This is a genomic window from Intestinibaculum porci, from assembly GCF_003925875.1.
GTDB lineage: Bacteria > Bacillota_I > Bacilli_A > Erysipelotrichales > Coprobacillaceae > Intestinibaculum > Intestinibaculum porci.
This window is the reverse complement of the sequence record NZ_AP019309.1, coordinates 2,657,703-2,677,494: the sequence shown is the minus strand read 5'-3', so window position 1 is coordinate 2,677,494 and position 19,792 is coordinate 2,657,703. Positions and strand designations below refer to the sequence as shown.

The 19,792-nt window shown below is 38.5% G+C and carries 19 protein-coding genes; 14 read left to right on the top strand and 5 right to left on the bottom strand.

What is annotated here, in order from left to right:
* Positions 1-12 precede the first annotated feature (12 nt).
* Positions 13-903, bottom strand: coding sequence for an HRDC domain-containing protein (locus SG0102_RS12805; protein ID WP_125120290.1), 891 nt, complete (start codon positions 901-903; stop codon positions 13-15).
* Positions 904-1,642: 739 nt separating this feature from the next.
* Between SG0102_RS12805 and SG0102_RS12800 the strand changes: the two genes are divergently transcribed.
* The gene (locus SG0102_RS12800; RefSeq protein WP_125120289.1) at positions 1,643-1,915 is read left to right on the top strand and encodes a hypothetical protein; all 273 of its coding nucleotides are present in this window, start codon (positions 1,643-1,645) and stop codon (positions 1,913-1,915) included.
* A 97-nt stretch (positions 1,916-2,012) separates the two neighbouring features.
* Here the strand turns inward: SG0102_RS12800 and SG0102_RS12795 are convergent, their stop codons facing one another.
* The gene (locus SG0102_RS12795; protein ID WP_125120288.1) at positions 2,013-3,317 is read right to left on the bottom strand and encodes a transglutaminase domain-containing protein; all 1,305 of its coding nucleotides are present in this window, start codon (positions 3,315-3,317) and stop codon (positions 2,013-2,015) included.
* Positions 3,318-3,494: 177 nt separating this feature from the next.
* On the opposite strand from SG0102_RS12795, the gene lepB reads away from it, so the two are divergent.
* From lepB to SG0102_RS12760, 9 genes are all read left to right on the top strand, one after another.
* Positions 3,495-4,016, top strand: coding sequence for a signal peptidase I (gene lepB / locus SG0102_RS12790; protein ID WP_331852250.1), 522 nt, complete (start codon positions 3,495-3,497; stop codon positions 4,014-4,016).
* Positions 4,017-4,811: 795 nt separating this feature from the next.
* Complete coding sequence (locus SG0102_RS15405) at positions 4,812-4,976, top strand: hypothetical protein (RefSeq protein ID WP_157983057.1); 165 nt, start codon at positions 4,812-4,814, stop codon at positions 4,974-4,976.
* A gap of 177 nt (positions 4,977-5,153) precedes the next feature.
* Positions 5,154-5,333, top strand: coding sequence for a hypothetical protein (locus SG0102_RS12785; RefSeq protein WP_125120287.1), 180 nt, complete (start codon positions 5,154-5,156; stop codon positions 5,331-5,333).
* A gap of 73 nt (positions 5,334-5,406) precedes the next feature.
* Positions 5,407-5,724 (top strand): hypothetical protein, encoded by a 318-nt coding sequence (locus tag SG0102_RS12780; RefSeq protein WP_125120286.1) that lies wholly within the window; start codon positions 5,407-5,409, stop codon positions 5,722-5,724.
* Positions 5,725-5,960: 236 nt separating this feature from the next.
* Positions 5,961-6,104 carry a hypothetical protein gene (locus SG0102_RS15400; RefSeq protein ID WP_157983056.1) on the top strand — a complete coding sequence of 48 codons (144 nt, stop codon included), beginning with the start codon at positions 5,961-5,963 and terminating at the stop codon, positions 6,102-6,104.
* Between the two features lie 393 nt (positions 6,105-6,497).
* Positions 6,498-6,983: a Y-family DNA polymerase gene (locus tag SG0102_RS12775; RefSeq protein WP_125120285.1), complete on the top strand. Its 486-nt coding sequence runs from the start codon at positions 6,498-6,500 to the stop codon at positions 6,981-6,983.
* Positions 6,984-7,098: 115 nt separating this feature from the next.
* The gene (locus SG0102_RS12770) at positions 7,099-8,919 is read left to right on the top strand and encodes an IS1634 family transposase (RefSeq protein WP_125118715.1); all 1,821 of its coding nucleotides are present in this window, start codon (positions 7,099-7,101) and stop codon (positions 8,917-8,919) included.
* Between the two features lie 301 nt (positions 8,920-9,220).
* On the top strand, positions 9,221-10,594 hold the full coding sequence (locus SG0102_RS12765; RefSeq protein WP_125120284.1) for a Y-family DNA polymerase: 1,374 nt from the start codon (positions 9,221-9,223) through the stop codon (positions 10,592-10,594).
* Positions 10,591-10,977 carry a YolD-like family protein gene (locus tag SG0102_RS12760; RefSeq protein ID WP_125120283.1) on the top strand — a complete coding sequence of 129 codons (387 nt, stop codon included), beginning with the start codon at positions 10,591-10,593 and terminating at the stop codon, positions 10,975-10,977. The genes SG0102_RS12765 and SG0102_RS12760 overlap by 4 nt, the downstream gene beginning before the upstream one ends.
* On the opposite strand, the gene SG0102_RS12755 is transcribed toward SG0102_RS12760, so the two are convergent.
* Genes SG0102_RS12755 through SG0102_RS12745 form a run of 3 tightly spaced genes read right to left on the bottom strand, consistent with a single transcriptional unit; the run spans position 10,947 to position 15,320 of the window.
* Positions 10,947-11,663 (bottom strand): metallophosphoesterase family protein, encoded by a 717-nt coding sequence (locus SG0102_RS12755; protein ID WP_125120282.1) that lies wholly within the window; start codon positions 11,661-11,663, stop codon positions 10,947-10,949. The genes SG0102_RS12760 and SG0102_RS12755 overlap by 31 nt on opposite strands.
* 9 nt (positions 11,664-11,672) lie before the next feature.
* Positions 11,673-14,615 (bottom strand): FtsX-like permease family protein, encoded by a 2,943-nt coding sequence (locus tag SG0102_RS12750; protein WP_125120281.1) that lies wholly within the window; start codon positions 14,613-14,615, stop codon positions 11,673-11,675.
* 6 nt (positions 14,616-14,621) lie between these two features.
* A complete protein-coding gene (locus SG0102_RS12745) occupies positions 14,622-15,320 on the bottom strand; it encodes an ABC transporter ATP-binding protein (RefSeq protein ID WP_125120280.1) in 699 nt (232 codons plus the stop codon).
* A gap of 138 nt (positions 15,321-15,458) precedes the next feature.
* Here SG0102_RS12745 and SG0102_RS12740 point away from each other — a divergent pair, with 138 nt between their 5' ends.
* From SG0102_RS12740 to SG0102_RS12725, 4 genes are all read left to right on the top strand, one after another.
* Complete coding sequence (locus tag SG0102_RS12740; RefSeq protein WP_125120279.1) at positions 15,459-16,220, top strand: hypothetical protein; 762 nt, start codon at positions 15,459-15,461, stop codon at positions 16,218-16,220.
* 10 nt (positions 16,221-16,230) lie between these two features.
* Positions 16,231-16,758, top strand: a complete 528-nt coding sequence (locus tag SG0102_RS12735; RefSeq protein ID WP_125120278.1) for a nitroreductase family protein — start codon at positions 16,231-16,233, stop codon at positions 16,756-16,758.
* 36 nt (positions 16,759-16,794) lie between these two features.
* Positions 16,795-17,037 carry a hypothetical protein gene (locus SG0102_RS12730; protein WP_125120277.1) on the top strand — a complete coding sequence of 81 codons (243 nt, stop codon included), beginning with the start codon at positions 16,795-16,797 and terminating at the stop codon, positions 17,035-17,037.
* Positions 17,038-17,441: 404 nt separating this feature from the next.
* The gene (locus tag SG0102_RS12725) at positions 17,442-19,631 is read left to right on the top strand and encodes a GGDEF domain-containing protein (protein WP_125120276.1); all 2,190 of its coding nucleotides are present in this window, start codon (positions 17,442-17,444) and stop codon (positions 19,629-19,631) included.
* The last annotated feature ends 161 nt before the right edge of the window (positions 19,632-19,792 follow it).

Here is a 19,792-nt window from a genome sequence, read left to right as displayed (position 1 = left end):
TATCATAGCACATTATTGGTCAATAAACCACTGTACGATTTTATTTTGTGCCTCCTTAGAATAGAGGACCATTTCATAATGTTCATTATTTTTGGTGAGGCGACTTTCTTTCAGTAAGCCAAAAGCTTTTCCCACATCACTGATAATAACAGTGTTATCGAAGCCATTTTTATAATAATCATATTTCTTAACCAGTTTGGTAATATCCGTTGCGGAGCAGGTGATTTCACTGCTGGCAATACGATTTAATTCCTTGGCGATATTAGTGGCTGTCATTTTCTCCTGATAACGGAAATGACTGGCTTCTTCTTTGGTTAAGGTAAAGCGTGGCCTTGGCATATCTAAATGGTAGAGACGTTTTTTAAAGCCATGGGTAAAGTTATAAATGATTTTAATAAAGGTATCCATATAAAGATCACGATAATCTTTAGTGACCCCGTAGATACGTACCATCTCTTCTCGGCTATAGGGCAGTAAGACGACAAAACTAATTAAGGTCTGGTCATTGACCATAATTGTTGGTTCAACGTCATGCACTGCCGCAATCGATAAGCGAGAAATCTTTAACTGTTCTAACAGTCTTCTTCCTTCTTCGGTTAAGAAGGAATGATAGCTTTTACTATAATCAGGTGTTCCTTTATAGTAAGGGCCTTTATGCGTTAAAGTAAACTGTCTGATTAAGTAAATAAAGCGTTCTCCATAACGATCATAACCTTTTTGCCCAACTTTCTCACAAGTGAGAAAGGTCGCTTCATCAATCGGCTGTTTGACCACCATATCCATTAAAGCAGTATTAGAAAAAACATAATATACTGGAATAACTTCTTCTTTTGCAATATCAGCTCTTAATGCTTTTAACTGATTATAAAGTTCTAAACCGGTCTCGGTTAATGTGAATGACATAGGATCACTTCCTCTCTTTCATTGTACCTAAAATCAATAGAAATGAAAAAAGGAATCGTCTCTTTTAGAAAAATCATTTTATAGCATTTACGGATATTTTCTCTGCATAATAGAAGTTGTCATACATGTCTGAATCGTTGCCAAACTTGACAAAAATGGAGAAGATGATATAAAATATGCATGCAGTTAGAAAATTGGCGATGTGTTAAAAAGAAAAGGGGAGGTCTGGTCACCTCTCCTTTTCAATTAGCGTTACTTTGAAATCTGACGACGTGTTAAATTAGATGCAGAAGTTACGCATCTAGCACTTTACTGAACCCTAGCGGATGCAGTAGAACAGCACGGCTGTTGCGATAAGAACGAGATAAAGCATAACGAGATACTTCATCGCCTTTTTCCTCCTGAATCTGTTAAGTCATCGCCAGAAATTCAAACGCTTCCTTTGATGCTTCAATGTCAGATTCCTCCGTAACCGACTTCATATATCGAAGGTACAAAAATATTATTATAATGTGTTTGTAGAAGCAATGTCTTATCTAAGCTTCTTTTTTATTTTTCAGCGATCATAATTGAATAAATTGAAGCATAGCAGATGGAATAAGGAGTACTGGTTCTAATGTTCAAACTCACATAGAAAAAAGAGATGTAACTATTATTTTCTTCACTCTGCGTAGATGCGGTGATAGCAAAGTTACTAAGTAACAACGTTTATTAAATAAGCATATAAGCAAAGAATCATATGTGCAAGAAATATACAGTCTCAAATACAAATAAAAAAAGAATGCCAAAAAGTCCAACGGAAAAACAGCCATTGCGACCGATCAGCCGGTTCATATGGCAACAAGCAGCGCCGTTTGAAATGAATGCTGTGGAAAGCAGAATATTTGAGATAAGAAACGAAAATATCTATGTTCCAATGCTTACAACCTGCGGATCCGGTACAGTAATGTACTATGTGGCTGCAGCAGCGGTAGCGGCGGCATGTGCGGCAGCTTATGTGTTTAAAAAGTGAAAACGGAACTAATTAAAAGGACTGGCTCGGCATGAGTCAGCCTTTTAGTTTTCACAAAAAAAACTCAGCCTCTTTTGAGACTGAGCTTAATCATAAGCTAAGAAATAAGTGATTTGAACTGTTCGCTCTGGGCAAATGATGACCAGTCGAAATTATCATAATCAGTAGCTGTAGCAGTTACAGGGTATTCGCCATCCCCGCTGCGGTATTTGACTGCGTGTCTTCTATCACTGAAGAAGTCATTAGAGCAATTATCAGATTTCATAAAGCATTCAGCACCTTCTGGATTGAAAGGCTCTTCATCATTATTAGAAACATCCACATTGTACCACTTACCGCTGACGCATATTTGATTCCAGCCGTGATTTCCAATGTCACCAGTGCTAATGTATCTTGATTTAATATTTTCAAAGCCCAGCATCCATTCGTAGGTTTTTGCGTAATCATAACAAACGCCTTTTCCTTTTATTAATGTACTAATAAGATAATCAGGTGATGTACCATTATAGTCTGAAGTATCTGCTTTTCCATAAGATATACGTTTTTCGAGCCATTTATCAGTTACAAATGCTTTATGAGCATCGTCGAGGTTAGAAGCATTTATTTTATTTAAAAAGCCTTCAACCGCACAGTATGGTTTTGAGCCGCTAACGTTTACTGTATATGATTTTGAGCCGCCAGGATATGAAATGGTAATAGTTACTTTTCCTGTTTTCTGAGGTTTAAGGTCGCAGCTTGCATATGCTGGGCTAAAGCCTGGGTCACCTTTATAATAATTTACATCAGTTTTAATTATAGATGTATCTGATGAAGAAAATTTGATGCTGTTTGGTGTGTCTGTGTAAACGGTAATGCCTACATATGCATTTGCTTCCCCCGGCTCATCGAATTCAATAGTTTCGTTATTTTCAATCCCGCTAATTCTTACATTTACTTTTTTCTGTGAGGCATTTGTCTTCTTTTTCGATGTATTTGTCTTATTCGTCTTTTCCTTTGTACTCGTTCCAGTTGGTTTTGGATTTGCCTTTTTCACCTTTACACTAAAGCTCCACTTTGCACTTCCAGCCTTTCCGCTTACCTTTGTGCTTCCTTCCTTTTTTGCAGTGACTTTCACTTTGCTTTTGCTTATGCTTTTCACTGAGGCTACTTTCGCATTCGATGATGTCCATTTGACCTTGCTTTTTGTTTTCACGCTTACCGTTCTGCTTTTTCCTTTTGTTAAGGTGACAGCCTTAAGCACAGTCGTTTTTGCCTTTGCCTTTTTCTTTGTTTTTGTTACGGGCTGGGCCTGCGTGAAGCTTGTGATGGCAGGGGTGCTTGCACCTGCTGCCACTGCTAAAGCCAGCATGGCTGCACCAATATTCATGATGCTATTGTGTATTTCTTTTGTTTTGTTCTTCATACTTAAATCCCTCACTTTCCTTAAGCTTATTATAACGCAAAGGAGAAATGAAGAAAACGTGTGGGGAGTTCACCAGAATGAAAATGCCACTCATCTCTTTTGACTATGCGTATGCATAAAAAAGCGGCTTCTTGAATGTGATATGATAATCATAGAAATTGAAAGGGGATATGTCTTATGCGTTTAGAAATGAAGTCATTCTTTAAGAGATTCGTTTGCTGTTTTATTGCTTTTTATATTGCTATAATGATTACATTTAAACTGATATTCATGATTTGTCTGGTGCCTAGTGTCTCAATGGAAAACACGCTTAAGGCAGGGGATATTCTAATTGGTACACGCTTTGATCGAGAGAATATTAAACGCTATGATCTCATGGCTTTTGAGATGCCGGATCATCCTAGTCAGTTATACATTAAAAGAGTGATGGGGTTACCTGGAGAAACCATCGTTGTAAAAGATGGAAGGGTGTATGCTGATGGGAAGAAATTACGATCTGATTTTGTGAAGGGGACTATGAATAGTAGTGGTGATGGTGTCTATCATGTGCCTGAGGGGCATTATTTTATGATGGGGGATAATCGTAATAATTCTTTTGATTCACGTTTTTGGAAACACAAATATGTTTCTGTTGATGCTATGAAATGTCATGCCCATCTTCGTGTTTATCCGTTTAAGCGGATCACGAACCATTTATAAAGAGATCTTTTAAATTCCGTATGCTTGTACTAACTTACTACGGAATTTTTTATTTTTTCTTAAAGGACTATTGGGGGGATTAGTCTTATTTCCCTTAAAAAATGGGATATAATGTCAGATTGATGCTTCGCCTAAAGTAGAGACAGGCTGCAGTGTGTTTATTCATCTTAAGGTGACTACTCTTTTTGGTTGCACCTAAAGATGACGTAAGGTATAAAAAGACTATTTCCTTTTGACCTGAATCTCTCTTTTATGGAAATAAGTCTATCCGTGTGCATAGAAAATACAAATCCAAGAAATGATATATTATAGGCAGAAGTGGTTTTCTCCTCCATTTATCACTTCTATCTTATTTATGCTATGGAAGGAAGACGATATTATGGTGATAGGCAGCCGCATTATTTGCTGGAAAAATGAACAGATACTTAATATGTGAAAGAATGAAAAGATAAAATCAAACTGATTAATTGAGCGGATTCTAGCGAGCGTGCAGGATGCTAAAGTGGTCAGGAACTTAGACGCACGATAAGATGATGGATTTTCACTTAGGATGGGGATCCATTTTTTATGCAGGGACATAGCCAAGTATGAAATGAGGTATAGCCGTATTTAACTAAGGTGTTCGTATGCATGAAAAAGGCGGTATGACGAATGTGTTATAATAGAAGACTAGGATCCTGTCGTAGATATTTTTAGTTAGACTTTAACCTGTTGGTGCATTCATTAGGAATTCGTATGCACAAAAAGTGGGTGAAGGCGTTTATGTTAAGATCATGAGGAAAGGAGCTAACAAAAATGGAAGAAGTAAGTCATCATTATCTTATCCTGATCAGAAAAAAACAAAATAAAGCGTTTGCCTCATCTATCTATTACAATACGGAGGCTATTGGTGGATATGTTAGAAAAGCTCACGCAAGCAGAAATGGAATTTCTAGTCATTCTGGATCCTGTGCGTATTGAAAGGCTTCAAAATTTGTTCTCAATCATCTTACCGATAACGCGTATGCACAGCGGGGCGGTTAATGCGACTTTGTTATAATGTAATCAGTATTTGAGGGAGGCGTAAAAATGATCAGAGAAAGTGGATGAATGATCAGTTACTAAAAGAAAATATGACATGAAGAAAGGAAGAAAAAAATGAGTATAGAAAAATATAATTGGCTGGCTGTTATATGGATTGGGGAAGGTAAAAAAAGATGTGTGCCGCATCCAATGCATGCAATAGACGAGGAAGATGCGATCCGTCAGGCAGAAGAGCGTGTCAACAGACTGCAGCGATATCACAAAGCGATATCACAAAGCGAAATTACATTATGAGCTTTTCACAGGTGCTGAAATGGAAGCTAGGAGACATTTGTATGATCCAAGTCTATGGTAAGGAGCTAACGCTATGAGAGAAGACGAAAGAAAAGAAATTGAAGAAATGGGAGATGAGCCATTAGGCAAGCTGGTTAAAAGAATGCAGAATGAGGTGATGGATCCAAGAAAGCTGTATCCTGGTATTGGTGTAGAGGGACAGCGCTATTACTGGAAAAAATATGAACCTTTTCAGCTTCTGATGGAAGCTTTTGATTTGGGCTATAAAAGTGCAATAAGTGGTCGTGATATTGATCAAATTGAAGGGGCAATGGCAAATGACTGGATCGATGAGATTGAAAAAGAAATGGAAGAAATGGGACTGTATAATAGGCGGGAAAAAGAAGCATAAGAATAGAGGGAGGGAAGATGACTAGGTGCGAATGATCAAAGTATGTAAATGATTTTAAAGCGATCATAAAAGCATAAAATAAAGGTTATCACTCATGCAGTTAGAAACCGCAAATCGTGATAACCTTTAATTCTTTGAAAGGCAGAAATCCGCAAAACCAATGAGTTTGGCCGAGATGTGCCGGCGTTATGGATTACAAGTCAATCGCAAAATAACAAGGAAGCAAAATACATACGATGACGATCGAAGAATACAAAAAGCTGTATCTGCAGGATAGATGTGGTGGTGGTGATTTTGCATTGGCATGCGATTTATGTTTTTATGCAGGGTTTCGTATCTCTGAAGCAAAGAACCAGAAAAATGAACAAAATTTTACATAGTTCTTTATATATTAAAAATTATCAAATGAGGATAAACTAAAAGCGCCCATAAATTCAATGAAATTACGGACGCTCTCAGTGCAAGAAAGACACCGTGGGCAGGTGCCTTCCTTACGTTAGGGATTGATTTTTTATGAAGGGATGTAATCAAATTTGATTACAGGTATATCATATGATTATTCATTGTGTGAAATGTGTGATAATTATGTGATAATATGTGAAAAATAAATTTTCATTTTTTGATAATATTTCATAATTATACATTGATAAATGTGATAATAGCGTATATAATAAATACTGTCTTCAACGGATAGTCAACCCCGATACGTTAACTGACTATCCTTTTTTTGCGTCTTGATTTATAATAGACTTAATAAGAGAAGGGGGCCTGTTATGGATCAGCGATCATATATTTGTATTGATTTAAAGAGTTTTTATGCATCGGTTGAGTGTATGCAAAGGGATTTGGATCCGATGCAGGCTTATTTGGTTGTAGCGGATGAATCACGCACGGATAAAACAATCTGTTTAGCGGTGTCACCCGCTTTAAAGGCTTATGGCGTACCTGGCCGACCAAGACTTTTTGAGGTCAAACAGAAATTGCGTCATCTTGCCAGAGAAGGGATATTTATTGATTTGGTTATTGCTCCGCCGCAGATGCGTAAGTATATTGAGATCTCTAGTCAGATTTATGGGATTTATCTGAAATACATTGCTAAGGAAGATATTCATGTTTATTCCATTGATGAGGTCTTTATTGATGCTACGAGTTATTTAAAAATGTATCATATGTCAGCTCATGCTTTAGCGCAAAAGATGATTCAGGATGTTTATACAACAACGGGGATCACGGCTACGGCCCGGGGATTTTACAGTTAGACAACCTAATATCTCAAATTATGCGCTTGAAAAAAGCTTTTTTTGTCAACTTTTGTTAATTTTAGACTCGTAATATTCCGTAATGTATGTTATAATGATATGGGAGGGCTTCCATATGGCTAAACGTTTAAAATCAACCAAATCTAAAAACTCTGAATCATTCTATATTATCGACGACTTCTATGATCCTAACACTAGAAAAAAATCAACCTTCGTTGTTGAAAAACTGGGCAATATCAGGACTCTCATGGACAAGTATCATACCGATTCCCGTGATGAGGTCATGAAGCAGCTTAAGCTTTATCTTGATGAACTCAGACAAAAAGACAGTGAGGACAAGGCAGATGTTAAGCTGATTCTTAGTCAGGATGACCTAATAGAAAAAGACAAGGAAAATCTCTTTAATATCGGCTATATGTACATCAGAAACATACTGTGTTCTTTGGGCATTAAGGATATCTGCAATGAGATATCAGACCAGTACAAGTTTCAGTATAATTTAGCGAGCATTATTAATGATCTTGTTTCTGCCAGGGTTATTTATCCCTCATCAAAGCTGTCTACGTATAAGTCATGCAGTAAGTTTTTTGATTTGTCTGATTATGAACTGGCGGATGTTTACCGTTCCCTCAAGGTTCTCTCTGAGCAAAGATACTTCATTGAAAAAATGCTTTACAAAAACAGTTCACAGCTTTTCAAGAAGAACACAGCGGTTCTCTACTATGACTGCACAAATTTCTATTTTGAGATTGAAGAAGAGGATGACTACAGAAAATACGGAAAAAGCAAGGAAAACAGACCTAATCCTATTGTTCAGTATGGTCTGTTTATGGATGCTGATGGTCTCCCTTTAGCTGATTATGTCTTTCAGGGCAATATGAATGAGCAAAAATCCATGAGAGAGTTAGAGGCTATTGTTGAAAGGGACTTTGCAGTTTCAAAGTTTGTTGTCTGTGCTGATGCAGGTCTCAACGGCTGGGAAAACAAGGTATATAATGACATGAAGAAAAACGGTGCCTATATTGTCACCCAGCCAATCAAGAAAATGTCAAAAGTCATGAAGGAATGGGCAATATCTCCAGAAGGATGGAAGCTTGAGGGGTATGCCGGAACTTTTAATCTTAATGACCTGGCTGATAAGGAAACCATTGAAATTGAGGGTGTAAAAAGAAAAATAAAGGATCTTGTTTTCTACAAGAACCGATGGGAAAAAAGAACTAAGAAATCCGAGTCATCGGGCGGCAAGTACACCCTTGAAGAAAACTACATAGTTACTTATTCAAGAAAATTTGCCAGCTATCAGAAACACATCAGAGAAAAGAAACTGGAAAGAGCCAGAAAGCTCCTTAATAACCCAGGAAAGCTCACAAAAACAAACCAGCGAGATCCCCGCTACTATATTTCTAAAGCATCAGTCACCAAGAATGGCGAGGTGGCTAATGAAACGGTTTATATGATTGATGAGGAAAAAATCGCTGAGGAAGAAAAGTATGATGGCTTCTATGCCGTTACCACTGATCTTGAAGACGATGATCTTTCATTGATTATTAGCGCAAACAAGCAGCGCTGGGAGATTGAAGAAAACTTTGAAATAATGAAAAGCGAACTAAAAACAAGACCTATGTATGTCACAAAAGAACATTCAATCAACGGTCATCTCCTAATATGCTTTATTGCCCTGCTGGTTTATCGCCTGCTTGAGAAAAAGTATATGAATGAGAAATATACATGTGCAGAATTATTTGATACACTCCGTGATCTTAACCTAACCTATATAAATGGAACAAACTATATTCCGTCCTTTAAAAGGACAGAAATTGTGGATGACCTGGCTGAAGTTTTTGGCTTTCAGCCCTCACGAAAAATAATTACTCAAAAATATTTAAAAAAATTTCAAAGAGTCGTTAATTCTAAAAAAAGTACGAAACTGATTTAAATAAAAGGAAGGCAAAATATGTTGAATACATCAATACATTTTGCCTTTATTAGCTTATTAACTGTAAAATATGGGATCATATGATTATTCATTGTGTGAAATGTGTGATAATTATGTGATAATATGTGAAAAATAAATTTTCATTTTTTGATAATATTTCATAATTATACATTGATAAATGTGATAATAGCGTATATAATAAATACTGTCTTCAACGGATAGTCAACCCCGATACGTTAACTGACTATCCTTTTTTTGCGTCTTGATTTATAATAGACTTAATAAGAGAAGGGGGCCTGTTATGGATCAGCGATCATATATTTGTATTGATTTAAAGAGTTTTTATGCATCGGTTGAGTGTATGCAAAGGGATTTGGATCCGATGCAGGCTTATTTGGTTGTAGCGGATGAATCACGCACGGATAAAACAATCTGTTTAGCGGTGTCACCCGCTTTAAAGGCTTATGGCGTACCTGGCCGACCAAGACTTTTTGAGGTCAAACAGAAATTGCGTCATCTTGCCAGAGAAGGGATATTTATTGATTTGGTTATTGCTCCGCCGCAGATGCGTAAGTATATTGAGATCTCTAGTCAGATTTATGGGATTTATCTGAAATACATTGCTAAGGAAGATATTCATGTTTATTCCATTGATGAGGTCTTTATTGATGCTACGAGTTATTTAAAAATGTATCATATGTCAGCTCATGCTTTAGCGCAAAAGATGATTCAGGATGTTTATACAACAACGGGGATCACGGCTACGGCCGGGATTGGTACAAATATGTATCTGGCTAAGGTTGCTATGGATATTGTAGCCAAACATGCTAAGGCGGATGCTTATGGCGTGCGTATTGCTTCATTGGATGAGGAAAGCTATAAGCGATTATTATGGGATCATCGACCGTTAACATCTTTTTGGCGCGTTGGTAAAGGAACTGCGAAAAGATTAGAAAAGTATGACATGTATACGATGGGAGATATTGCGCGCACCTCATTACATAATCAGCAGCTGCTTTATAAGTTATTTGGGAAAGATGCGGAGATTCTGATCGATCATGCCTGGGGCCTTGAGACATGTCTGATGAAAGATATTAAAAACTATGAACCGGATCGTCATTCGATTGGTATTGGACAAGTGCTTCATGAACCATATAGCTATCCAAAAGGGAAAACGATTATCAAGGAAATGCTGGAAGACTTAGTTATGGACTTAGTGAAAAAGAAACTGGTCTGTGATGCGATTGTTTTAACTGTCGCTTATGATCGGGAAAATGTCGATCGGGATGATTTTGATGGCGAGAAGAAAACGGATTTTTATGGTCGCGTTGTCCCTAAGTCAGCCCATGGCACTTATCCCTTTGAGACGTTTACGGATAGTCGTAAGAAGATTATTGAAGGCGGGATGTCCTTATATGAACGCATTACCAATCATCGTTATACGATTCGTAAAGTGAATATGTCTTTAGAGCATGTGAAGGATAAGAAATATTCTTATGAACAGTTAGATATGTTTAGTGATGTGAAAAAAGAGGAAGAGGATCATACATTAGAAAATGTCTTAATCTCAATTAAAGAGAAGTATGGTAAAAATGCGGTTGTCAAAGCTAGTGACTTACAGGAAGAAGCAACAACTTTAGAACGTAATGATCAAATTGGAGGTCATAAAGCATGAGTTATGAAGATATTATTCATGAACATCGTCCTTCACCAATTAGAAAACGGATGACGCGCAGTGAACGGGCGAAGATCTTTATGCCTTTTGCGGCCTTAAAAGGGTATGAGGAAGCGACGGCAGCCAGGGAGGATGTGTTAACTGAGCGGATTGAATTAAGTGAAGAAAGGCAATCTTATCTTAATGATCAGCTCACACAGCTCGAAAAGGGCATGCCTATTCGCATTACATATTTTCAGCCGGAAACCTATAATCACGGACATTATGTAAAAAAGCAGGGAAAAGTAACGAAAATTGATACGTATGGACAACTGCTTGTGATCAATCAAAAAGAGATCCGTTTTGCGGATCTCTATGACTTAAACATTCTGACTTCTTTATAGAGACAGGTATAGTGATCATCAAAATCTTTGGTTTCATGATAATGACCAAAATACCAATGCTTGAATGTGATTTGCTGGGAGATTTCTTCTAAGAAATCAGTCAGCTTATTTGGTGCACGGTGGAAATAACGTTTTTCTAAATGCGTTGGTGCACAATGTGTAATAATCAGATCAACACTTGAGAGCTGCTCAAGTGTTTTTCGCGCATGGGCATATTCTTCGTCGCTAGGCATTTCTTCTTTCCACCAGGTATAACCTTCGACGCGGTGAGCGCGATCCGTTGACTGAGCACCGCCCATAGTGAAAACGGTGGTGCCTTGAATGTTGTAAAGCTCTCCGCGCATCAGATGGTACACATGGTTTCTCACTTCATGAACCTGACCGCCCATCCAGGTTTTCTGAGGGAAACTGTAGAGTCTTGGAAAACATTCATGATTGCCATCGACGAAGACGGTGGTCCAGGGGGCACTTTCAAAGTAATCTAAGCAAAGCGATAAGTGCTCCTGCAGTTTCTGGAGGATGAAGTATTCGCGGCTGGTGCGCGCTTGATCACTCCAAATAAAGCCGAAGTCACCGCAGATGATGAGAACATCATCTTTGGTAAAATGATGGGCTTTTTCAAATTCGATAAGGGGAATCATTTCCCGGCGTTCATCGCCGTGGAGATCACCTGTAATATAAATCATTGTCATCACCTATTCTATTGATTTTAAGGATTCAATCATATCGATACGATTGACTTTGTAAGACGTGATGATCGCCATAATAAAGGCAAAGCTTAAGGTAATACCGATTGTATAAAGATAACTGATTGGCTTCATGGTTTTGATAAAGATGGTATCACTGGTTTCCACAAACTGCATGAGTGTACCAAAGATCAGTGTTGTGACAAGTAAGCCGAAAAGGATTCCGATGATCATCGCAATGATCGTTTCACGATCAATATAAGCATTGGTTTCAGATGGCTTAAAGCCTAAGACTTTAAGGGTCGCAATTTCTCTTGTGCGTTCACTCATATTAATGCTTGTTAAGTTATAAAGCACACTTAAGGCTAATAAGCTTGAGATAATCACTAACATTACGACAATTTCATCTAATCCAGAAATAGATTTATTGGCCTGATCAATAAGATTTGCAGTGTATTGAATTGTTAAAACATGATCACTATCTAAAAGATGCTTCGTTATCTTTTGCTGGGAAACCTGGCTTTTTGCAAAGACGGTATTAAACTGAATTGGTTTGTGGTAAACCTTCTGATAATAAGCTTTGGTCATATAGGCATAGTTAGAAACATAATTATGGCAGATCCCACTGACTCTTATTGTATACCTTTTTCCTTCACTATCCTTAAAAGAGACTTTATTTCCGACTTTGACTTTTAAGAGTTCAGCCATTTTTTGGGTGATGATCGCACCATCATCTGTTAAAGTTAAATTCTTAGCGGAATGGATATCTTTAAAAGTGAATAAATCATTTGTCTTACTAAAAGCCATGGTGTAAAAGGTGCCTTCATGATCACCATAACTATAGGTATTGGCAGATGAATAAGCGTAGAGGCGCTTATTAAGAGAACCATCAAATAGTTTCCGTAAGGCTTTGGTCTCCTTTGTGACAGTATGATTAAGAATAATCATTTCATCATAATGGACACATTCTTTGTATTGTCTTTCCCCAATGGAAGAAATCCCATCACGGATACCAAAGCCAAGCAGGATGAGCATAGCACAGCCTAAGGTGCCAAAGATCGTCATAATTGTGCGCTTTTTATAACGACTCAAGTTACGTAAGGTCACTTTCCAGCTAAAAGAACAATGACGCCAGATCCAGGGGATTCGTTCAAAAATGACATGAGCTCCTTTGGATGGTGCTTTTTCTCTTAATAGATAGGCTGGTGCTTCACGTAATTCCCGATCGCATGAAAGCAAAGTGACACCGACCATTAAGACGATTGCCACTGTCAATATAATCAGTAATAACGGTAAGTTTAATAAGGGCGTTAACGCTGGATAAGTGAGAGGGAAACAGTTATAGACAAAGCGCGGCAAGGTCGCAATCCCGATCAAATAGCCAAGGCATACGCCGCTTAAAGTCGCTACTAATACGTAACATAAATAGGTTGATACAATTTGTCGGTCACTAAACCCAAGAGAGGCAAAGGACCCCATTTCACTGCGTTCTTCACTGATCATGCGGGTCATCGTATTAGAGGTCATCATCATGACAATGATGATAAAAAAGACGGGAATAATATTGGCAATCGCGGTGACTTCATCATACTGTCCTTCTAAGTCTTTATAACTGGTCACTTCATCATTCCTGTTAGTGATATACCATTTCGCTTTTTTGAGCGAGGCAATTTTCTTTTTCGCTTGTTTCATTTTTGACTCAGCGTTTTTTATTTCTTTTGTAAACTTTTGCTTTTGCGTATTCAATTGTTCTTGGGCATTCGTGAGCTGCTGTGTTTGTGTATGAAGGCGCATTTGCCAAGCAGCGAACTGTTTTTGACTCTGAGTTTCCTGTCCTTTAAGCTTTTGCATTGCCGTATAACACTTTTGCTTATTGGTCTGAATGGTTTTTAACTGCTTTTCTAATGTCGCTTGCTGTTTTGAGAAAGCAGCCTGCTTCACCGGCATGGCAGCTGTATTTACTTGCTGCGATTTTGCTGTCTGCATCGTGGCAAGTGCCTGCTGGCATTTCTTTTCAGCTTCTTTTAACTGGCTGATTTGTTTTTGCAGTTTTATACGCGCATGAGTCATTTGCTTTTGTGCTTGCACTTTTTGGGTATTGAAAGTGACTTGCGCTTTTTGTAATTGAGATTGCGCTTTTTTAATTTTATTTTCCTGCTTTTGTAAAGCATGCAGACCTTCTGATTTCTTCTTTGTAAGCTTCTTTTCTTTTGGCTTAAGCTTTTGATAAGCTTCGTTTTTCAAATCCTGTGTTCGTCGTGTTTCCGCCTGGCGGGCAATAGACTGCAAAGTATTGGTTTTCTCTTTAATGAATGTTTTATAGTTTTTAGCATAGGCATCTTCATAAGATCTCTTGAACGTGAGATAAATCAGCTGATAAACAGGGACATCAAAACTCTCTTTAGGGATATAAAGATAGCTGAAACGCTGCCCGTTACCTAGTGAGGCGGTGCCATAATTGGTTGTCGCATAGAGTGGATTGGTGATTAAACCAACCACTTTAAAACGATGAACTTTTAACTGTTTCTGATCTTTGGTAATGGTGAGAACCTGATGCAGTTTATAGTGTTTAACGTCTGCTAAACATTCCTCTTTCTTTTGCGGCAGCCGTCCTTTGATTAAGCGAGAGGTATTTATATGCGTGGTGATGGCATGAATCATGATCGCATGATCTTTCTCTAAAGCTTCGACGTTATAACTGCCTTCGATCTCTTTGACATCTTTACTTGTTAAAGCCTGGATATCTTTGTGGGTGAGTCCCTGCGTAGAGACAATCTTAAAATCCATTAAATGGTATTTCTTATTATATGTATTTTGGACATGCCTGATTTGGGGGATGGCTTCTTTGATCCCGGCATAGAAGCCGACGCCGATGGCAATAATGAGAAAGAGGGAGAGAAAGCGACCGAGTGAATGGCGAATTTTCAAATACGCATTTTTATATAGCAACATTTTTTCTCACCACGTAATCTCATCCACACTTAAGGGATGCTCATTTTTTATAATTTTCGCAATCTGGCCGTTATGGACATGAATGACCTGATTGGCTAATTGGGCAATGGCGCTATTGTGGGTGACAATAATGGTGGTGACACGCTCTTGGGCGCAAAACTGGGTCAGTAACTTTAGAATATGTACACCGGTTTCGCTGTCAAGCGCACCGGTTGGTTCGTCGCACAAAAGAATCTGGGGATTTTTTGCAATCGCCCGGGCGATCGCAACGCGCTGCTGTTCGCCGCCGGATAATTGTGATGGAAAGTTATTGAGCCGATCGCCTAAACCGACTTTTGTGAGAATGTCGGCGGGATCAAAAGCGTCTTTACAAAGCTGACAGGCTAATTCTACATTTTCTAAAGCAGTCAGATTAGCAACTAAATTATAAAATTGAAATACAAAGCCGATATGATCACGGCGATACATCGTTAACTGCTTTTTATTATATTGATCAATGTGGCTTTCGTTCATGAGAATCTCCCCGCTGCTAGCGCGATCCATGCCGCCAAGCATATTGAGAAGAGTCGTTTTCCCAGCACCGCTAGGACCGAGAATCACGACAAATTCTCCCTGATCAATGGTAAAAGATGCGTCTTTGATCGCTAAAGTATCAACGGCGCCGTGATAGATTTTATTGACATGTTTGAATGTAATGAATGCCATAGTATCACCTCTGCTTTCATTGTAATGGAAAGTTGAAACAAAGAAAATAGAAAGTGAGAAAGCGGTTTAATTCTTTTGGCTGAATCATTGCATTGGCTTTCTTTTTGGCATACACTATGGATAAGGAGCGTGAAATAAATGAAACGATTAGCAAGTATCTTAACGGCGGCGATGGTCATCGGTTTAACGATGCCTCATGTGCAGGCAAGCAGTGCATCGCAGACGTTAACGAGGAAGAATGTGGAAACCTGGAACTTTACTGGCGCAAGTGCGAGTGAAAAGGTCAAGGTCATAAAAAAAACGAAACATAAGAAGGTTACTTCTTATAAGATTTATGTGAATAACAAGTTTGCCGGAAATATTAATAAAGCTTTGGTGGATGGAAAAGGTTCTGAACCAACCTTAATTCGTTTACGTAATGGCAAGACTTTCCTTTATGTTTATTCGGCTGGCACGACGAAGTCGCGTGATCTTTTCTATAAGTTTAGCGGGGGTAAGTTTAAACTCTTAAACTATGTGACGCAGGATTACGATGATGGCGGTGATGTTAACTTTGGGGTTACGGATGTCTCAGGCAATGCCTTAGCACTGTCTAGTATCTTCTATGGCTATCGGACTGCAGAAGTGTACTATGATCGTATTTATAAATATAAGCATGGCAAGTTTACCACGGGTCATACCTTTAAAGCGAGTGCCAATAAAGCGTTAACAGCCAATAGAAAGATTAACTTTGTCGTAAAACCAGGCCGTGATGATGTCGCTTTTGCTTTGAAGAAAGGTCAGAGTGCGACGGTTACGAAGATTATCTTTAAAGGTAAAAAAGTGTATGTTGGTTTTAAGAAAAATGGTAAAGTAGGGTATTTACGTAATACTTCCTTAAGTGATAAATATTTTGATTAAGGAGAAGACTATGAACGAAGTTTTAGAGACATTAAAAGCGCGCCGCAGTGTGCGCTTGTTTAAAAGTGATCTGCCAACCGATGATGAGCTCAAGGCCATTGTCGAAGCAGGGCTCTATGCACCAAGTGGTAGGAATATGCAGGAAGTTATTACCATTGTCGTAAAAAATAAAGAACTGCGCGATGAAATTGCGGAGGTCAACAGACAAATTGGCGGCTGGAAAGAAGGTTTTGATCCCTTCTATCAGGCGCCGGTCATTATCATTGTTTTAGGCAATAAAGAGCGTCCAACGCATGTCTATGATGGCTCGGTCGCTTTAGAAAATATGATGCTGGCCGCGACATCTTTAGGCTTGGGCAGCTGCTGGATTCACCGCGCTAAGGAAGAATTTGAAATGCCGCGTTTTAAGCAGTTACTCAAAGATCTTCATATTGAAGGAGATTGGGAAGGCATTGGTCATTTAGCGATCGGTTATCCGGCGAAAGACAATAATGATGTGCCTAAACGTAAAGAAGGGCGTGTTTATACGATTGATTAATACCTGCTTTGCCAGGTATTTTTTTGAGGAGTGTTTATGAAAAAATCAAAGTTTGATCTCTTTTTTGTGGTTTTAGAAATAGTGGTTGGTTTAATCACAATGGGCGTGGTGATTTATTCTATTGCGACAAGCTATGCAGGGGAAAGCATTTATATGCCATTGTTTATCATCTTTTACTGTATTCAGGCTTATAATCGGCGGGATACGAAGAAAGCTTATATTGCCTCCTTGGCGGCGGCTTTTCTCTTTTTTTGTTTAGCGATTTTTATTCTCCGATAAAAAAGGCTGCTATCTCTAGCAGCGTCGCCTTTGATAAGGAAGGGTGCAAAGGCGAGAGAGGCATGATTGTAGCGGATTGAGCATCGGATACAAGGGATAGAAATAAGGAAAACACAATCAACATCTACAAGGAAATAATTCTTTTTGCCTTACAGGTTCCATTATAGAGATCTTTTTTGAAATCTTGTGACAACCTTTGTAACAAGTTCAAATCGAAATAATTTTATTTGTAATATAATTATATATATGTTTTAAAGAAGATACATTTTGTTAAAAAAATTCTCGTTTTAATGAAAGTCACATTAAAAAAATAGAAATCAAAAGATTTTGATATATGACCTTTTTGGCAGTTCGTGATATGATAGTGTTATCACAAGTATGATAAGGAAGCGGGTGAGAAAAGAGTGAAGCGATATAATATAGCGATGTTCAATGATAGCTTTCGCTTTGATTACAACTTGGAAATGGTGCGCGGTGCGGCTATTGCGATCAAAGAATGCGGTCATCATTTGATTCATGTCCCCATGATGGCGCCTACTGATGATGTGGATCAGGTGAATGCCTATTTTAGACGGATGACTGATTTTTTGGTCGATATGAATGCTGATGGTTTTATTTTGCCAGTTGGCACCTTACGCTCTGGCCGCCTTGTCGAAGGAGCAGCGGTTGATTATATGCTGGAACATATTGATCATAGTAAAATATTGTGTATTGAAGATCATATCGCTGGCATTCGTTCGATTGCGAAAGATAATTGCACCGGGATGCGTGAGCTGATGATTCATTTGTTGGATCATCATCATTTCCGTCATGTTGGTTTAGTGGAAGGACCCGCAAATTCTGTGGGTTCACAGGAACGCCAATATGTGTGCGTGGAAGAATTAGCGAAGCGTCATCTTTCTTACGTGATGACGCGGGGTAACTTTCGTGGCAATAATCGCCAAATTATTCGTGAATTTCTTGATGAAAATCCGCATTTAGATGTTTTAGTCTGTTTTTCTGATCAGATCGCCATTAATGCCTATGAAGTCGCTAAAGAAAGAGGCTTACGGATTGGCAAGGATATCGCTATTTCAGGCTTTGATGATATCCCTAGCGCGGCTTTGATGGATCCATCCCTCACCACCGTCAGTATTGAACCTTATGAATTTGGTTATGCAGCGGGTAAGGAAATGGTTAATTTATTAGATGGAAAGCCCCAGCAGATAACTACATTCTCTTCGCATTTTGTGCATCGCATGAGCTGCGGGGAAAAGGAAATGCCGGAATCTGAGGAATTTGATCAGCTCTTGCAAAGAGATGTTTTCCCACATCAGGAAATTACCGATTGTATTTATCGCAGCTGCACTTCTGGCTATCATCAGGAACTGTATCAGGCGATTAATCATTTGGTGTCCATCAGTGAACATATTGCGACGGCGCATGCGCAGCGTAACGGGGAAGATTTGATCCGTAAGATCTTACAGTATGAAGAGCAGGATTATTTCAATCTTTCAAAGTTTTATGAAACGCTGATGCATTACTATCAGGTTTTACAAAAATCGGATCGCTATTATAAGACAAGTAATGAAATCGTTAAATACCAGCAGGTCTTCGCAAAGTATTTCTATCGCCGTCATACGGAACAAATAAAAAAATCTGCTCAAAAACAGACGGATATTTATCAGATCATCCTTAAAGCTTCGGCTTTTGAAAAGAATCCTGATGCGGCTTATTATGAAATGTTTAAAAGTATTGATCAGTTGGGTTATAAGTTTGCCGGGATCTATATTTTTGATAAAGGTGCTGATATTAGTCAGCGGGCTGAAGAAGATCTCTATTTTAAAGCTGAATTGCTTGATGGCAGGATTCAGGTTCATCCTCAGCGTTTGCGTGAACCAGGTTTTATTCTTTCGGAATTTGGGCAGAATCATCCGCACACTTATACGGTTGCCGGGCTGATGGCTGATCGCTCGCTGCTTGGTTTCTTAGTGCTGGAAGCTTCACATTATGATTTGCAAAATGTCTTTTTTATGTCTTTGGAATTAGGCTTGGCGATTAAATATCTGAAGATGTTTAAAGTGCAAAATGAACTTTTAGAAACATTAGCCAACCGGAATGTTTCACTGCATTTCCAGGCAGCTTATGATGAGTTGACGGGGCTGTTAAACAGACGCGGTCTGCAGGAGAAAAGTACGGAATTATTTAATATCTATCAAGGCATGCACGTTTATATTTATTCTATTGATTTGGATCGTCTCAAATATATTAATGACAACTATGGTCACGCAGAAGGGGACTTTGCCATTAAGAAAATCGCCGAAGCTTTACATCATAGTTTCCGTCAGACTGATTTAATTGGCCGGATTGGCGGGGATGAGTTCCTCGTTGTGGCGATTAAACCGCATAGTGATGAAGATTATGTCATTAAACGTATTAATCTCTATCTGGAAGATTTTAATCGTTTAGGCGAAAAGGCTTATCCTATTCGCGTTTCGATTGGCTATAGTGAATTTGATGTCACGAAGCATATGGACATGGCACTTTATCTTAAAGAAGCGGATGAACGTCTTTATGAAGTGAAAAAACTAAAAAAAGTTTCTCGTATCGACTAAAAAAAACAGGTCGCCCTAGTTGACCTGTTTTTCTTTTGAAAGAGCGCTCATGTGGATCTTTCATGGATATCATAGCGCGCTTATCTATTTTTTGGTGACAACTTGTGAAACAGGAAATCAACTTTTTTGAAAAAGGTGTTGCAAAATGCATCATCTCATGA

What these genes read in the sequence shown, in the direction of transcription:
- lepB (WP_331852250.1), top strand. Translation starts at nt 3,495, where the DNA reads ATGCGTTTAGAAATGAAGTCATTCTTTAAGAGATTCGTTTGCTGTTTT.
- SG0102_RS12785 (WP_125120287.1), top strand. Translation starts at nt 5,154, where the DNA reads ATGAGTATAGAAAAATATAATTGGCTGGCTGTTATATGGATTGGGGAA.
- SG0102_RS12735 (WP_125120278.1), top strand. Translation starts at nt 16,231, where the DNA reads ATGAACGAAGTTTTAGAGACATTAAAAGCGCGCCGCAGTGTGCGCTTG.
- SG0102_RS12745 (WP_125120280.1), bottom strand. Translation starts at nt 15,320, where the DNA reads ATGGCATTCATTACATTCAAACATGTCAATAAAATCTATCACGGCGCC.
- SG0102_RS15400 (WP_157983056.1), top strand. Translation starts at nt 5,961, where the DNA reads ATGACGATCGAAGAATACAAAAAGCTGTATCTGCAGGATAGATGTGGT.
- SG0102_RS12800 (WP_125120289.1), top strand. Translation starts at nt 1,643, where the DNA reads ATGTGCAAGAAATATACAGTCTCAAATACAAATAAAAAAAGAATGCCA.
- SG0102_RS12795 (WP_125120288.1), bottom strand. Translation starts at nt 3,317, where the DNA reads ATGAAGAACAAAACAAAAGAAATACACAATAGCATCATGAATATTGGT.
- SG0102_RS12740 (WP_125120279.1), top strand. Translation starts at nt 15,459, where the DNA reads ATGAAACGATTAGCAAGTATCTTAACGGCGGCGATGGTCATCGGTTTA.
- SG0102_RS12770 (WP_125118715.1), top strand. Translation starts at nt 7,099, where the DNA reads ATGGCTAAACGTTTAAAATCAACCAAATCTAAAAACTCTGAATCATTC.
- SG0102_RS12780 (WP_125120286.1), top strand. Translation starts at nt 5,407, where the DNA reads ATGAGAGAAGACGAAAGAAAAGAAATTGAAGAAATGGGAGATGAGCCA.
- SG0102_RS12730 (WP_125120277.1), top strand. Translation starts at nt 16,795, where the DNA reads ATGAAAAAATCAAAGTTTGATCTCTTTTTTGTGGTTTTAGAAATAGTG.
- SG0102_RS12760 (WP_125120283.1), top strand. Translation starts at nt 10,591, where the DNA reads ATGAGTTATGAAGATATTATTCATGAACATCGTCCTTCACCAATTAGA.
- SG0102_RS12805 (WP_125120290.1), bottom strand. Translation starts at nt 903, where the DNA reads ATGTCATTCACATTAACCGAGACCGGTTTAGAACTTTATAATCAGTTA.
- SG0102_RS15405 (WP_157983057.1), top strand. Translation starts at nt 4,812, where the DNA reads ATGGAAGAAGTAAGTCATCATTATCTTATCCTGATCAGAAAAAAACAA.
- SG0102_RS12755 (WP_125120282.1), bottom strand. Translation starts at nt 11,663, where the DNA reads ATGATTTATATTACAGGTGATCTCCACGGCGATGAACGCCGGGAAATG.
- SG0102_RS12775 (WP_125120285.1), top strand. Translation starts at nt 6,498, where the DNA reads ATGGATCAGCGATCATATATTTGTATTGATTTAAAGAGTTTTTATGCA.
- SG0102_RS12765 (WP_125120284.1), top strand. Translation starts at nt 9,221, where the DNA reads ATGGATCAGCGATCATATATTTGTATTGATTTAAAGAGTTTTTATGCA.
- SG0102_RS12750 (WP_125120281.1), bottom strand. Translation starts at nt 14,615, where the DNA reads ATGTTGCTATATAAAAATGCGTATTTGAAAATTCGCCATTCACTCGGT.